Source organism: Flavobacterium maritimum, assembly GCF_040049085.1.
Classification (GTDB): Bacteria; Bacteroidota; Bacteroidia; order Flavobacteriales; family Flavobacteriaceae; genus Flavobacterium; species Flavobacterium maritimum.
In genome coordinates, this window is the sequence record NZ_JBDLZY010000002.1 from 680,746 (window position 1) to 696,811 (window position 16,066).

The window sequence follows — 16,066 nt, forward strand, 5'->3', positions numbered from 1 at the left end:
GTCTTAAAAAACAAATGAATAATTACTGAGAGATTAAAAGAAGTAACTACAAATCGAAATCTTTCTTGATTTCTTTAATAGCATCTTTAACTTGACTTCTAATACTTTTGAAAGTTTCTATAATATCTTTCTTTTTACCTTCCGCTTTTGTCCAGGCCTCTACTTGCAGAATTTCTTCAAAAGCAACATTCAGTCCCAGCAAATCCAAGCTTGGTTTTATTTTATGCGCATAAGAATAGGCATATTTATGATCCTTTTTTTTTATCCCCTCTTTAACTTGTTTTAAATCTTCAGGAACTTCGTTTACAAACAAAGTGAGAATTTCTTTTACAAATTCCGGATCATTATCCGAGAGAGCGTACACTTTCGAAAGGTTGTATTTTAAAGCCATTATTTTACTTGTATTCTAAATAATTTTTGTCCTTCTAAAAATCCTTCTAAGACATCATCCGGTTTTACCGCAGCAACTCCTTCCGGCGTTCCTGTAAAAATAATATCCCCTATTTTCAAAGTAAAAAATTGCGAAACGTATGAAATCAACTCGTCAATTTTCCACAACATAAAACTTGAATTCCCTTTTTGAACCGACAAATTATTGTTAGTTAATTCAAATGTAAGATTTTCTAGCGAACTAAACTGACTTTTTGGTAAAAATTCTCCAATAACAGCCGAACCGTCAAAAGCTTTTGCTTTTTCCCAAGGCAAGCCTTTTGACTTTAATTTTGCTTGTAAATCCCGGGCTGTAAAATCAATCCCCACACTAATCTCATCATAATATTTATGAGCAAACTGTGGTTCTATGTACTTCCCAACTTTATTAATTTTTACAATAATTTCGATCTCATGATGAATATCTTCAGAAAATTCCGGAATTACAAATGGATGTTGTTTCAATAAAATAGCCGAATCCGGTTTCATAAAAACAACAGGCTCAGTAGGCCTTTCGTTTTGCAATTCCTCTATATGATTGGTATAATTCCTACCGATGCAGATTATTTTCATTTTTTTAAAGATTCTAAGACTCTGAGATTCTAAGACACTAAGAAACCAAGTTTAAAAACTCAGAACCTTAGAAGCTTAGTCCTTAGAACCTTATTTGGTATTTAATTTGCGTAATTTGATTGCCGTTAAAACTTTCTTGGTATATAATGGAAAATCGGCGTTTTGTATCCAGCTGAAATAACCTGGCTCCGTTTCCAGGATTTTTTCTACCTTCATTCCTTTATGCTTCCCAAAAGTAAAAATCTCTTCGTTATCTTTATCAAAGGCAATCATACCGGCAAAATCAGCTATTTTTTTCCTTGTAGTAAATTCAGACAATATCTTCATATCATTCTCCAATTCAGGATAACGCTCTAACTGTGCTTTCAGAATTTCATAGGTAGCCATCGTATCCGCCTCTGCAGAATGAGCGTTTTCAAGACCTTTATCACAATAAAATTTAAGTGCCGCACTCAAAGTACGTTCTTCCATTTTATGAAAAATAGTCTGAACATCAACTGAAACTCTGTTTTTCATATCAAAATCAACTCCCGCACGAAGTAATTCCTCCGCTAATAATGGAATATCAAAACGATCAGAGTTAAAACCACCCAAATCACTATCTTTAATCATATTATAAACATGAGAAGCCAGTTCATTGAACGTTGGTTCATTGGCTACTTTTTCATCACTAATACCGTGAATCGCTGTTGATTGAGGTGGAATTGGAATAGTTGGATTAACTAACCATGTTTTACTTTCTTTATTTCCGTTAGGAAAAACTTTAAATATCGATATCTCAACAATTCTATCTTTCCCTATATCAATTCCAGTAGTTTCTAAATCGAAAAAGCAAATTGGTTTATTAAGTTTAAGTTCCATTTTTTAATTTTAATAAGATTACAAATATAGAGATTTGAGTTTAATTTGGCTTACAGTTTAAGATTTAAAGTTCCCAAAAACATCAAAAGACAAGACTCAAAAACACCAATCCGACACTAACAGCCTAAAAAGAAAAACCCGATCACTTTTAAAAAATGATCGGGTTTTAACGGTAATTATATAATTTTAAAAATCTCTGTCAATATCGAAAGCCTCTAAATAATCAGCCACTCGTTTCACAAAACTTCCTCCTAATGCACCATCCACAACACGATGATCGTAACTGTGCGACAAGAACATTTTTTGACGAATGCCTATGAAATCACCTTCCGGAGTTTCAATTACAGCCGGCATTTTACGAATAGCCCCAAGAGCTAAAATACCTACTTGCGGTTGATTAATGATTGGCGTTCCAAAAACACTTCCAAAAGTACCTACATTAGTAACTGTATAAGTTCCTCCTTGTGTGTCGTCCGGCTTAAGTTTACCCATTTTGGCGCGGTTTCCTAAATCATTTACCGCTTTTGCCATTCCAACCAAATTCAATTGATCTGCATTTTTAATAACAGGAACAATTAAGTTTCCGTTTGGCAAAGCCGCAGCCATCCCAAGATTGATGTTTTTCTTTTTAATGATAAAATCCCCATCAACAGAAATATTCATTCCCGGAAAATCTTTCAATGCTTTTGCAACAGCTTCCATAAAGATTGGAGTATAAGTCAACTTCTCTCCTTCTCGTTTTTCGAAAGCATTTTTATTTTTCTCTCTCCATTTTACAATATTCGTAACATCTACTTCAATGAACGATTGTACGTGAGCAGATGTTTGCACTGAAGCTACCATATAACCAGAAATCAGCTTACGCATTCTGTCCATTTCTATGATCTCATCTCCACCACTTATAGATACCGGAGCTGCTTTTTGAGCCACTGGAGCCGAAGCCTCAACAGCTTTAGGAGCTTCAACCGTTTTTGCAGGTGCAACAACAGCTTTATTTCCTCTATTTTTAACGTACTCTAAAATATCATTTTTAGTAACCCTTCCTTCTTTTCCTGTTCCGGAAATACTTGCTAATTCAGCAACTGTCACTCCTTCTGCAGCAGCAATGTTCTTTACCAAAGGCGATAAGAATTTTTCAGAATCAGAAAAATCAGTTGGAACAGCAACACTTTCTTTGGCCGCCTCAACAGTTTTTTCAATCGCTTCCACCTCAGCCGGAACAAATGTTTCCTTTATAGCTGTGACTGTATCTCCACCTTCTGTTTCTATAATAGCGATTGTTTGTCCTACCTGAACCAAATCATCTTTACCAAACAACTGCTCTATTAAAACACCCGAAACTTCACTCGGAACTTCACTATCTACTTTATCAGTAGCAATTTCAAGTACTGCTTCATCAGCTTCAATTTTGTCTCCTACTTGTTTCAACCAATTTGTAATGGTTGCTTCTGCGACACTTTCTCCCATTTTTGGAAGTTTTAATTCAAATCTTGCCATATTATTAACCTAAAAGGTGATTTTGATTTTCAGTTTGCGAAATTACTAAATATTTTAAACATAAATTACATTTAATGTAATTTTTACTTAATTTTTATAATTTCACCTCTTTCGCTATTATTATTGCTTCCAATCAAAAAATTAGAGTTTTTTGGTACTATTTTAAAGGTAAATCCTTTGTTTTTTAAAGATTCAAAAATTGCAATACATTCTTTGAATGAAACAAATTCGTTATCCAAAATAATTTCGGTTCCCGGACCACTTCTAAAAGAAGACGAATTTACCAATTTTTCTGCTTTCAAATCGTGAAAAAAGACTTTTTTTTGTAAAACAAAAGCTATTTTTTTTACCAGTTTTTCATTTGAAGAATACAGCAGAAATGATTGGGGAGCGATTTTAGTTTTGGGACGTCCCTGAAACATTTTGACAAAAGAAAAAAAGACAATTCCCAATTTCATAAAAAGAGAAAATAACATGGAGACACGAAAATGTTTTTTGTAAAAAAAATTCATGGCTTCCTGAAAACGCTTCATGTACGTCTCGTCTTTAATTGTACTTTCCCCCTTGTAATGGATGACAGTAGTTTCATGAAAATAATAATTAGACTTCCCTTTTTGCAATACCCTGTAAGACAAATCGATATCATCTGAATACATAAAACAATTTTCGTCAAACCCACCCAATTCAAGATATAAATCTCTTTTCATAACCATAAAGGCACCTACCAGAATGGCCACTTTTCCGGTTTGGTTCTTGTCTAAATATCCTGCATAATAATTCCCGAATATTCTTGCCCCGAGGCTTCGGGATCGAAACAACTTATACAAACCTGTGATTTTGGTAAAAGCGACCCAAGGTGTGGGAACACCGCGTTTGCTTTCCGGGAGGAAATTTCCGGATCCATCAATCAGTTTACAGCCGATGATTCCCAAATCCTTTTGTTTTTTGGCGAAAGCCAACACTTTTATAAAAGTATCTTCGGCGACAACGGTATCGGGGTTCAGGATACAGATATACTCCCCTTTGGCTCCAGCTACACCCATGTTATTGCCTTTTGGAAATCCGGTATTTTCTGAATTACGAATGAGTTTTATATTCGGAAAACGCTCTTGCATCATTTTACAACTGTCATCTTGGGAATTATTATCGATTACAATAATTTCTCCCTCTATCGTTTCCAATGCGTTTTGAACACTTAAAACACATTGTTCCAGAAAATAGCGTACATTATAATTGAGGATGATGACGGATAGCTGCATGGAACAAATATAATTAAAGAAGTGAATTTCTTAAATGCTTTCTTTTAAAATCTTACTTTTGACAAAACAAGATTAGCATCACTCTTTCCATGAAAAAAACAGTTTTACTTCTCTGCTTATGTATCAGCTCAACCTATGCTCAAATTAGAGGTTGCACAGATCCTCTTTCTAAAAATTTTAACCCAAAAGCCACTGTGAACGACGGCAGCTGCTTGTATGTATCATCCAAAATAAAACCGGAATATTCTGAACCATTAAGTGACTCTCTCAAAGAAACTTCTGGTTTGATCGCATTCGACAATTTATTGTGGACGCACAATGACGATAACGATAAAACCATTTATGGCATAAATAATTTGGGATTGATTAAAAAGAAAATTTCCCTCGAAAAGATAGTTAATAATGACTGGGAGGAAATTTCACAAGACGACAATTATTTGTATGTTGGCGATTTTGGAAATAATTATAGAGGAAACAGAACCGATTTAAAAATTTTAAGAATCGAAAAAAAATCTTTCTTACGGCAAAAACCTGAAATTGATACTATTTCATTCTCGTATTCTGACCAAAAAGATTTTATTACAAAAACAGAAAATACCTCTGATTTTGACTGCGAAGCCTTTATAGTTTCGCAAAACAGCATCTATTTGTTTACCAAACAATGGAAACTAAATAAAACAAGTGTGTATATCCTACCAAAAAATCCGGGTAATCATATTGCACAATTAAAACAAACCCTTGATGTAGACGGGTTAATAACGGGAGCAGCTTTTTTGCCTTCAAAAAAATTGATTGTTCTCTCTGGATATTCTAAAACCGTACAACCATTTATATACCTTCTATACGATTATAAGGAATCCGATTTCTTATCCGGAAACAAACGAAAAATAAATATCTCATTACCTTTTTATCAAATTGAAAGTATTTCGACTCAGGACGGTCTTCATTATTACATAACCAATGAAGCTTTGGAAAAAAGACCATTCCTTAATACACCTCAAAAAATACATCAATTTGATTTAAGTACTTATTTAAAATCATATTTGAAGCATTAGTCTCAAGCTCTAATACGTTTAAAAATTCTCCGACAAACTCAATCTAAAGGAAAAATCCTCTTTACTCACCCCAAAGTCTAGGGCTAGGTTACATCCGTTGAATTTATTCCATTTTACCCTAAGGCCTGTTCCTATGGCGGGATTCCAATTATTAAAATGATAGGTATCAAAATCGGATACAGAAGCAACATTAGCAAAAAACACTGCTCCTAAAAACCCGTTTTGGGTTATATCGGTTCGGTATTCAGTTTCAAAATATAGCAAGGCATTACTTCTGTACCGATTGCGAGTGAAACCTCTACCCGTTTTACCATATCGGTCCCAACCAATACTAGGCAAATCCAAATAATGGGGTTTGCCATTAAAAACGGACCAATAAAATAATCTTGATGCAAATACCCTATGGCTCTTTTCGCTAAGGGAAATGTAATTTCTGGCATCGAAATAAAAGGAATTCCAATTTTTATCGCTTCCAAAAATTGTGGAATTGATTCTATAATCGGCTTCTATATAATACCCTTGGACTGGGTTTATAGTGTTCTTTCTGGAATCATATAAAGCCTGCAAAGCGATACCTGAGGAGAGCTCATTTGAATAATCGCCTTCCATATATAAATTATAATCTGTAGGCTCTGAAATTTCTGAAACTTCTGAAATATCTTGATAATTATCTAACTGAACCCCCAAACCCAATCGAAAATCCCCCTTTATCTTTCGGCTGACAAACTGATAAAATCTAATTTGTTTATAATCTACGGTAGACTGTGGATCTGTGGATGTATTTCCTCCCAAACCATAGGTATGTTGAGGATAAATCATATACCGATAATCCCCAATAAAATTATACTTATTGTCTTTTGTGTAAATATACGATTGTATCGGAAAGGTATATTGCCCATTAAAACTGGTACTGGGAGAAAAATAGACCTCCGACATTTTGGTGGTTTCATGATTCCCGCCGACATAAAATGTAGTTACAAATGACACGACCAGACCGCCAGTTGTATTATTTGAATTGGGTCCTGGTAATAATGAGAAAGCTATTTTATTGTCATTATATTCCTTAGGAGTATCCTTTTTTAAGAAGAATTCTTTCAGGATGTGCTTCATATCCAATTGATCCTGTCTTGTACTATCGGCTTGTGAGAAACAAGAAAATGTACTAAAGAAACCAAATAACAGAAGTTCATACCCTCTAATGAAAGACATAAATTTTAATGGCTAAAAGTGTATTATTTAAACATGAAAAATCATTCGTAATTCAAAGATAATGAATAAATATGCCGAAGACTTTTCTGCTTAAAAAAAATCAATCCTCAAAAAATCAAACTACCTTCTTCTTAAGTTTATCCAGATTAATTACCTCAGCCTTTTCTTTTACTTTCTTAATTAACTCTTTATGCCAAACTTTCTTCTCGTTTCCATATCCATAGCCGTAACCATATCCATATCCTTTTTCAGAATTGGTAGCATTAAGGAGCAAACACATGTTAGGTAATTTTTGATCTTTGTATAATTTATTTGGCATATTTAGCATGCGTTTATCTAAAAAATTGGCGCGAACCACATAAATAAAACAATCTGCATACTGAGCTGTCAATAAGGTATCGGTTACTATACTGACAGGCGAATTATCTACAATAATATAATCGTACTGTGATTTCAACGTTTTGAAAAGTGTTTCTACTTTTTCACTCAATAATAACTCCGCCGGATTAGGAGGTATAACACCTGATGGCAATATATAAAAGTTTTTATACCCATCACACTTTACGATTAAATCCTTCAAAGCCATACTTTTTGATGACAAATAATTAGTCACACCTTTCTCTGGCAGGGTCATAAATGTATCCAATTTCGGATTTCGAATATCCATACCTATCAACAACACTTTTTTTCCTGATAATGCAAAGATTGCAGCCAGATTTGCGGAAATAAAAGTCTTCCCTTCTTTTGGAAAAGTAGAGGTCACGAATATTGTTTTGGCAGTACCATCAGGAACTTTCCCAAGCATGAACTCCAGATTTGTTCTGATAATGCGTAATGCTTCTGAAGAACTTGTCCTGCTATCTGCTTTAATAAATCCCGAAGAAGAAGGTGCCTTAGTCACATCTCCTATAACAGGAATATTTGAATTTTCCTCTAAATCTAAAAGGCTTTTTACTTTAGTGTCCAATAAGTTATCGGCGTATATAGCCCCAAAAGGAACCAGCAGCCCAAATAATAAACCTGCAAAATAAACTATATTTTTTTTAGGGGAAACAGGTATTTCCGCGGTCGTTGCCGAATCAATTACCCTAATATTAGGTTCGGCGGCCGATAAAGAAATTGCAGTCTCTTCTCTCTTTTGCAACAAGTATAAATACAGTTCTTCTTTCACTTTTTGTTGTCTGGCAATCACCCTAAATTGACGTTCCTGAATTGGTATTTTCCCTATTTTAGTATTCAAAATCCCTTCATTTCTGTTTAAATCTCTTTTTTGGATACTCAAATTGGATTGCATTTGTAAGAGACTTTCTCTGACGGTAGATTTCAATGAGGCTATTTGCTGATCCATTTTAACTACGGATGGGTTCGCTGTGGTCGCCGTTTTTAAAATTCTGTTTCGATCCAGAACCAATTGATTATAAGAACTAATTAATCCTGAAGCATCTCCCTGTCCTGTGATAACATTGCTAGGTAACAACTCACTATTGTTACTTTTATTTATAAAGTCCAACATCGAGGAAACCACATTCAACTGAATTTCAGTCTCCACGGCTTTTTTATCGTATTCATTAGATCCTTCTACATAAAGTTTCGCTTCCGAATCAATATTGGTAAGTGTATTGGACTTTTTAAAACTTTGTACGTTCTGTTCCACTCCTTCGAGCTCTTGGGTAATCAATTTCAATCGGTCAGAAATAAATTTAGAAGTATTATCAGAAATCAAAGTCTTATCTGCAGCAACATCTTCATTATAAATTTGAATCAAATTATTTAAGAAAAGTTCCGATTTTTTTTCCATCGGATCTGATATAGAAAGATTAACAACGCTGCTCGTTTTACTGATAGGCTCCACTTCAAGTCTTCTTCTAAAACTCTCTATGACCTTAACCAAAGGACGGACAATAACGTGAATGGATTGGTCCTTAGCAAGTGTGATTTTTTCAGGAGATTTAGATTTACTTATAATCAAACGTCCATATCTCGTTGGTATCAATTCCATATACCTGAACTCATTTTTATCACTTAAGATAACTTTTGGATCATCATCTTCAAAGGGATCATCTTCCAACGAAAATGTTTGTGGAGTTAACTCTGTAAATTTTAACTTAATACTATTTTTATGAAAATTATTCGTTTTGTCTACAAAAAAAATATCGATTGGAGATTTTTTATAAATTTCTCCATCAATTATTCTACCTTCAATCATGAAAAAAGTATTCAAATCCAGTTTTCTAACGACCCTTTCAACTAAGGTTTTAGACTTCAAAATTTCAATTTCATTATCTACATTTCTTTTTAAACCAGAAGTCAATCCTAAATCAGCAAAAGCAGACATTTCAGATAGCATCTCTCCTTTCTTCTCATCTTTGACCAATATTGTCGTTACAGCTTTGTATACTGGTGTTGCATATCTCAAATACAAGAATGCTAAAAAAAGGCCGATACAAGTACTAATAGCAAACCATTTCCAGTGCACTATGTACTTTTCTAAAAATGATTTAAATCGATAATCATTTTTAAATTCTTCGTTTAACTTATTATTTTCCATATACTATTTTAATTTCCCGAAGTAACAATCAGCGTGACTAAGGTGATCAATAAAGAAGTAATTGAAATCAAGACACTTGTATTTGGTCCAACTGCCGCCCCATTTATTTTACTTTTATTGGGTTCAACATAGATTATATCATTTTGTGCCAAATAATAAAAAGGCGAGTTAATAAAATTTGCCTGAGTAATATCAACTCTGGTAGACGATTTCACACCGTCTATTTCCCTTATGACTAAAATATTATTCCTTTTACCATAAATAGTCAAATCGTGCGCCATCGCTAACGCTTCCATTAAGGTAATTCTTTCGGAAACAACATTGTAAGTCCCTGGCAAGACGACTTCTCCTTGAACAGAAACTTTAAAATTCGTTATACGAATGTTGATGATTGGATCTTTGATATAAACTGCTATTTTGGTTTTTAGCATTTTAAGCACTTCAGTTCTTGTTAGACCACCGACTTTCATGCTTCCTAAAACAGGAAAATCAATCATTCCATTGCTATCCACTAAATAGGTTTGATTTGTTTCCTGTCCAGTCACTATATTGGGTCTGGCGGTGTTTTCGACTGAAACCGTTCTCAAATTAAAAGGGACTGCAATTTCAGGATCTTCGGCAGAAACAATAATCAGTAACAAATCGTCAGGCTGTATTTTAACTTCATATGAATTGGTATTCTCATTAGACTTCAAACCATCGATATTCTGGTAGTACACTATATCCTGTCTGGAAGCACAAGAGAATAACAGAATCACAAACAATAATGGGATTAATTTCTTTGTCAATAAAAAATATTTCATATGATTTTATTTTTAAGATGCATAAATATAAGCATTTAACTTTTAATTATGATATAAATTAGCTTCAAATACAAATCCGAAATCACGAATTAATCCAATTAATTCGGTTCCGCTATTGTCTAAAAAAAAACACTAATAAATTCGAACTCTTTTTTTATGCAGACGAGTCAACCGGTTATTATCCAATGTCTCAAAACTGAAGTTCTTTCTTCTGAATTCCGGCACTATTTCTTCCATCTTTGAAAGAATTAATTCATTATCAAATGAATTAGCGATACTGATAAGCTCTTCAATATCAAAATGTAAGGTTTCAAACCCCTCTTCTATATTCTCAGCCATCATAATTTTATTATGGCGTGTAGGCAAAGTTTTTGAAGTACCATGGATTAATTCTTTATATAATTTCTCTCCTGGTTTTGAATCTACAATCTCGATTTTTATTTCTTCATCCGGAATAAATCCTGCCAACTTGATCATTTTTCTGGCCAAATCAATAATTTTTACCGGCTTACCCATATCAAATACAAAAATCTCTCCTCCATTACCCATGGCACCTGCTTCAAGAATTAACTGACATGCTTCAGGTATACTCATTAAATAACGAATAATTTCAGGATCGGTAATTTTTACAGGACCTCCATTAGCTATTTGTTTGGAAAACAAAGAAATAATAAAGCCTTTAGTACTCAACATTTTTCCGAAACGGGTTGTTATAAATTTAGATCCTTTTTTTCCTTCACTTTGTGACTGATAAAACAAAGACTGAATGTACTTTTCTGCAATTCGTTTACTGGCCTCCATTACATTAATCGGATTCACCGCATTATCAGTAGAAATCATCACAAACAATTCCACTTGATGACGCAATGCTAAATCCGCTACATTTCTGGTTCCCAGCACATTTGTAAGTACCGCCTGAGCAGGGTTCTCTTCCATCAGAGGAACATGGTTATAAGCAGCTGCGTGATAAACCACATCGGGTTTATACAGTTGAAACACGGTTTCCATTCTTTTATGATTTCGGATGTCAGCAATAACGCCTTGAATTTGTGTTCTTGTAACAGCCTTTTCAACTTCTAAAATCAAATTATGCAAAGGTGTTTCCGCCTGATCGACCATAATAATTTTTTCTGGAGCAAATGCAAGCACCTGCCATACTAATTCGTGACCTATGGATCCCGCGGCACCGGTTATGAGAACCGTTTTCCCTTTCAACTGTCCTGATATTGAATTCGTATCAATTGCAATCGAATTTCCCTCCAGTAAATCCATAATCTGGAAATTCCTGACTTTCTTGAAGATCTCATCCTGATTTTCCCAATTTAATATCGACGGAACCGAATACACTTTGAAATTGTATTGCAAGCAATCCTCTCTTATTATTGACATCGCCTCACCATTTAAGTCATTATCCGCAATAATCAATATTTCACCACCTCGCGAACGCATCAGTGCGGGTACTGCTCTAAGATTATCAAATACCGGCAAACTCATTACCTTTTTACACTTATTTTCATTGTACTTATCAACAAAACCAATCAATCGAAAACGACGTGGACTTTCTGAATTTAAGGCATTGGCCACAGCCACAGCATTTGAATCTGCCCCATATATAAAAACAGGAATTAATTTGTGTTTTGCTTTTTCAATCAAATAATGTTTAAATACCAGCTTTACAACAATGCGGTACAACATCAAACTACAAAAAGTCAATAAAACACATATAAACAATTGGGCATTTAAAAATAGTTTTTCCCCTTGCCAAATCTCAAAACCTGTATTGAGCAAAAACATAATTACAAAAGTAGAGGATTGTGCCACAAGCAATTTTATCTCATCGATAAAAGTAGAATGCCTAATGATTCCCGAATAGGTACGAAACTGCCAAAAAAAGAAAATTGTGACCGCAAAATAAATGAATACAAGAGTTTCAAAATATTTATTGGGAACAAAATCAACCCCAACCTCCTTCAATAATAAACAACTTAGAATCCCTGAAAAGAAAACTAGCAGTATATCAATCGAAAGAATAATCCACCTCGGTAAATAATTAAGCTTTCTGATATTAAAATCAATTCGAGCTCCGCTAAAAAACTGATTTAATGGCGATTTAATATTTAATTCTGAATCCATTTTCAAAACAAATTATTGATTACCGAAGAATTAACCAGTGGGGTGAAGATTAATTCTTTTTAAGTTATATGAAAAAGTAAGGAAACGGTGAACAATTCACTTACTTTTTCTATAAATTCATAAAATCTCCCTAAATTCTTTATGTAAACCATCAACTTCTAAAGAGTTCTATTTATTGGATTACAAAAATGACAAGCTTTTTTACTATTCAAATGTGACATTCTTTTTTAAAAAACATTCATTTAAACATCAAAAAAAAGATGCAATGCTTCTGCGATTCTTTCATCGTCTTCTTCGATTAAATTAGAACCTGATGGTAAACACAATCCATCGGAGTATAATTTTTCGGCCACATCAGTTCCGTAATACGGATTATTTGCAAAAATAGGCTGTAAATGCATTGGTTTCCATAACGGTCGGCTTTCAATATTTACGGCATCTAATGCCAATCGAAGGTCTTCGTTTGTTTTTCCCACTATTTTAGGATCGATTACAATAGCGGTCAACCAATGGTTAGAAAAATAATCCTTACTTGGCTCTTTAAAAACAGTCACACCGGGAATCGATTTGAAAAAGTCCTGATACCATGCGTTTCTATGTCGTCTTAGTTCCACATGACTGTCCAATACTTCCATTTGACCCCGACCAATCCCTGCACAAATATTACTCATTCGGTAATTATAGCCTATTTCGCTGTGTTGATAATAAGGCGCAACATCTCTGGATTGCGTGGCAAAAAAAACTGCTTTGTCCCTTAGTTCTTTGGTTTTAGTAACAATAGCACCACCACAGGATGTGGTAATAATTTTATTCCCATTAAAGGATAAAGAACTGATAGTTCCGAAAGTACCGCATTTTTGCCCTTTATAGGTACTTCCTAATGCCTCTGAACTGTCTTCTAATATAGGTATTTGATATTTTTCGGCTACAGCATGAACTCCTTCAACATTATAAGGCATCCCATATAATTCGACTGTAATGATGGCTTTGGGCTTCTTGTTTTTTGCCATTCTGTCTACAATGGCTTTTTCTAACGCAATAGGACACATATTCCAGGTACCAATTTCACTATCTACAAAAATCGGTAATGCACCTTGGTACAGAATAGGATTGGCTGAAGCTGAAAAAGTCATGCTTTGACAAAGTACCTCGTCCCCAGCTTTCACTCCCAATAAGATTAAACCTAAATGAATGGCCGCTGTTCCCGAACTTAAAGCTCCAACAAAAGAATTTTCTCCAATATAATTTTCAATATCTTGCTCAAATCCAGTGACATTAGGTCCCAAAGGTGCCACCCAGTTTGTATCAAAGGCTTCCTGGATGTATTTTTGCTCATGTCCTCCCATATGAGGACTGGAGAGATATATTTTTGAGTGTATCATTTTCGACTTATTTCTGATTTAAAACAAGAAAACTACAAGAGTATTTTTTTTCTATAACTGAATTTTTAAGAATATTTCATTCCTATTAATCTCATTCCCATATCTCGCCAAAAATTCTATTTGGTAATACAGACCACTTTCATAAAAGAAGGGATTTTACCCTACCTCAAATTTCAAAAAACTTGAGTTTCAAAAAATTACTTAAATACGATTTAACTTAATAATTTTAAATTAACACTATTTGAATTAGTACTAAAATTATAAATCTAAAATTTAGATCTGTTTCTAAATTTTTCAGGAATGAAAGATTTCTTTTTTTGGGGTTAAAGAATCTTTTCCTTCTAGCCAACAAAACGATTTTTACTGTTTATAACTATTAAAAATCTTAAAATTAGATGTTTTTAAAATTTCTTCAGGATAAAAAGTTTTGCCTTTCGGGGATTAAAGGATCTTTTCCTATTAAATTATTATTTCATTTTTATCAAACATAAATAACTGAATAACAATTATTTAACACCTGTACTCAAAGTTAAATAAAAAAAATAACATTAATTTCTTTTTCTAATCAATAACCTAAATAATCGTTCAAATGCATTTTTTTGAGATTAAGTCTTTTTTTTTTAGAATACATTAACATTTGAAAAATAAAAAAATTTGGAGGTAAAATGCTATTAAAAAAAAAGTTCCTATCTGTTTAAATTTACAGCCACAACTTAAAAAAATGTCCTGCCAAAAAAAATCAAATTATGAATTGATTCCATTCTTACAATTTTTTTGTTAGCATTATTACATTTAATAATGATTGTAATTCCTCCCTATTTATTGCCTTTCTTATTAAGCTCTGTACAATGGGAAAAATTTCTTATTGACATCAATAGTTACTTTTTGAGTCAACTCATTATATTTTTCTGGATCGATAATCATTTGCCAAATTTTATACTCACATCTATAATCTGAAAAACCAGATTTAAAATAAAATAAAGAATCATCATCACTCCCGCCAACACCGCCACCTATGTGAAAAAAATCTAATCCCAACTCATTTCCCAATAGTCTGGCTTCATCTATAATCAATCTCATGGCCCTTTCATTTAGATGAGCTTCAGCAGTTGCTGCCAAATGGTATTGCATGATTTTATTTGTAATTGTAATAATCGCTCCAGCAACGATTTCTCCGTCTTTTTTAGCTAATAATAATCTGGACTTAAATCCTTCATTTTTCAGAAAAGTATAAAAATAATTATGGCTGAAAAAATATTTTTCATCAGCTCCCACCCGTTTCATGGTTTCCCAATAAATGGCAACAAAGGCATCAATATCTTCTTTCGTTTTAGCATTTGTCACCTCATACCCATTTCTTCGTAATTGATTCAATTCAGATTTACATGATTTTCTATATTGTGTACGTTGCTGCTCTGGTGAAAGACGTAAATCAATAGCCACCGTTTTATTTATATATTTAACTAAGCCAAAATCATTAAAAAAACTATCCAGTGCAATTAAAGGATGTAATCTCGAAAAAACGGAAACAATTCCATTATTTTCAAAAAAAATCAAAAGCTGCTCTTTAAAATAATTGATTTTTTCTGAGGGTATAGTACTGATTTCAGTACTGCTGATAAGTCCGCAATAACCATAAACAGAAGTACAATCGAACAAATTTGTATCCGGAATTGCCCTAATGATTAAAGGTAATGCTATAAAATCATTATTAAAAAAAGCAACAAGCAAAACCGGGCGATTTTCATTTTCTAATAAATGATACTCTTGTGTATGATAAAAATCAAATTGCTTACTTCTTTTTACAATAGCTGACCAGCTGGAGTCATTAACTTCTATAACGGAAAATTTATTTATAGAAATGGGATCAAATGCTTTCTGAATGTATTTTCGTTTTTTTAAACCTATAAGCGGGCTGGAATGATATATTTTTGAGATTATCATTGTCTAATTATTTCTGGTTAAAATCAATAGTATTCCTGGAGTATTTTTTCTATACTTGTCTTTAAGAATGTATTTTATTCTTATTAACCGCAATTCCATATCTTCCCAAAAAATAGTATGGGTAATACAGGCCATTTGTATTGTTTGGACATTATTTCCAACAACATGACTTTTTAAAAAGTTTTGCTTTCTAATTTTTACGTGATACTCTTTGAATTAATTTTAAAATTTAAAATCTAAAATTTAGATGCTTATCTAAATTTTTCAGGGATGAAAGATTTCTTTTTTGGGGATAAAAAACCTTTTCCTCGTAGTCAATAATGCATTTTTTTTTAAAATTAATAAAATCTAAAAAACCAGATGCATGTAACAA

12 protein-coding genes are annotated in these 16,066 nt (G+C 33.2%); 1 reads left to right on the forward strand and 11 read right to left on the reverse strand.

The genetic code is table 11. The annotated features are described in order from the left end of the window. Positions 1 to 46: 46 nt before the first annotated feature. From ABEB23_RS06910 to ABEB23_RS06930, 5 genes are all read right to left on the reverse strand, one after another. Positions 47 to 391, reverse strand: a complete 345-nt coding sequence (locus tag ABEB23_RS06910) for an Hpt domain-containing protein (protein ID WP_348811774.1) — start codon at positions 389 to 391, stop codon at positions 47 to 49. Next, on the reverse strand, positions 391 to 1,002 hold the full coding sequence (locus ABEB23_RS06915; RefSeq protein WP_348811775.1) for a fumarylacetoacetate hydrolase family protein: 612 nt from the start codon (positions 1,000 to 1,002) through the stop codon (positions 391 to 393). Before ABEB23_RS06915 ends, ABEB23_RS06910 begins: the two co-directional genes overlap by 1 nt. 90 nt (positions 1,003 to 1,092) lie before the next feature. Then, complete coding sequence (locus ABEB23_RS06920; protein WP_348811776.1) at positions 1,093 to 1,863, reverse strand: exonuclease domain-containing protein; 771 nt, start codon at positions 1,861 to 1,863, stop codon at positions 1,093 to 1,095. A 186-nt stretch (positions 1,864 to 2,049) separates the two neighbouring features. Further along, the gene (locus ABEB23_RS06925) at positions 2,050 to 3,360 is read right to left on the reverse strand and encodes a dihydrolipoamide acetyltransferase family protein (protein WP_348811777.1); all 1,311 of its coding nucleotides are present in this window, start codon (positions 3,358 to 3,360) and stop codon (positions 2,050 to 2,052) included. Positions 3,361 to 3,443: 83 nt separating this feature from the next. Then, positions 3,444 to 4,619 (reverse strand): glycosyltransferase family 2 protein, encoded by a 1,176-nt coding sequence (locus tag ABEB23_RS06930; RefSeq protein WP_348811778.1) that lies wholly within the window; start codon positions 4,617 to 4,619, stop codon positions 3,444 to 3,446. An 89-nt stretch (positions 4,620 to 4,708) separates the two neighbouring features. Here ABEB23_RS06930 and ABEB23_RS06935 point away from each other — a divergent pair, with 89 nt between their 5' ends. Next, the gene (locus tag ABEB23_RS06935) at positions 4,709 to 5,674 is read left to right on the forward strand and encodes a T9SS C-terminal target domain-containing protein (RefSeq protein ID WP_348811779.1); all 966 of its coding nucleotides are present in this window, start codon (positions 4,709 to 4,711) and stop codon (positions 5,672 to 5,674) included. Positions 5,675 to 5,692: 18 nt separating this feature from the next. Here the strand turns inward: ABEB23_RS06935 and ABEB23_RS06940 are convergent, their stop codons facing one another. From ABEB23_RS06940 to ABEB23_RS06965, 6 genes are all read right to left on the reverse strand, one after another. Next, positions 5,693 to 6,883 carry a BamA/TamA family outer membrane protein gene (locus ABEB23_RS06940; protein WP_348811780.1) on the reverse strand — a complete coding sequence of 397 codons (1,191 nt, stop codon included), beginning with the start codon at positions 6,881 to 6,883 and terminating at the stop codon, positions 5,693 to 5,695. A gap of 115 nt (positions 6,884 to 6,998) precedes the next feature. After that, a complete protein-coding gene (locus tag ABEB23_RS06945) occupies positions 6,999 to 9,431 on the reverse strand; it encodes a GumC family protein (protein ID WP_348811781.1) in 2,433 nt (810 codons plus the stop codon). Between the two features lie 8 nt (positions 9,432 to 9,439). Then, entirely contained in the window at positions 9,440 to 10,234 is a 795-nt protein-coding gene (locus ABEB23_RS06950) for a polysaccharide biosynthesis/export family protein (RefSeq protein ID WP_348811782.1), read from the reverse strand. A 132-nt stretch (positions 10,235 to 10,366) separates the two neighbouring features. Further along, complete coding sequence (locus ABEB23_RS06955) at positions 10,367 to 12,367, reverse strand: polysaccharide biosynthesis protein (protein WP_348811783.1); 2,001 nt, start codon at positions 12,365 to 12,367, stop codon at positions 10,367 to 10,369. A 242-nt stretch (positions 12,368 to 12,609) separates the two neighbouring features. Next, positions 12,610 to 13,749 carry a DegT/DnrJ/EryC1/StrS family aminotransferase gene (locus tag ABEB23_RS06960; RefSeq protein WP_348811784.1) on the reverse strand — a complete coding sequence of 380 codons (1,140 nt, stop codon included), beginning with the start codon at positions 13,747 to 13,749 and terminating at the stop codon, positions 12,610 to 12,612. Positions 13,750 to 14,583: 834 nt separating this feature from the next. Then, on the reverse strand, positions 14,584 to 15,693 hold the full coding sequence (locus ABEB23_RS06965; RefSeq protein ID WP_348811785.1) for a GNAT family N-acetyltransferase: 1,110 nt from the start codon (positions 15,691 to 15,693) through the stop codon (positions 14,584 to 14,586). Between the last annotated feature and the right edge of the window lie 373 nt (positions 15,694 to 16,066).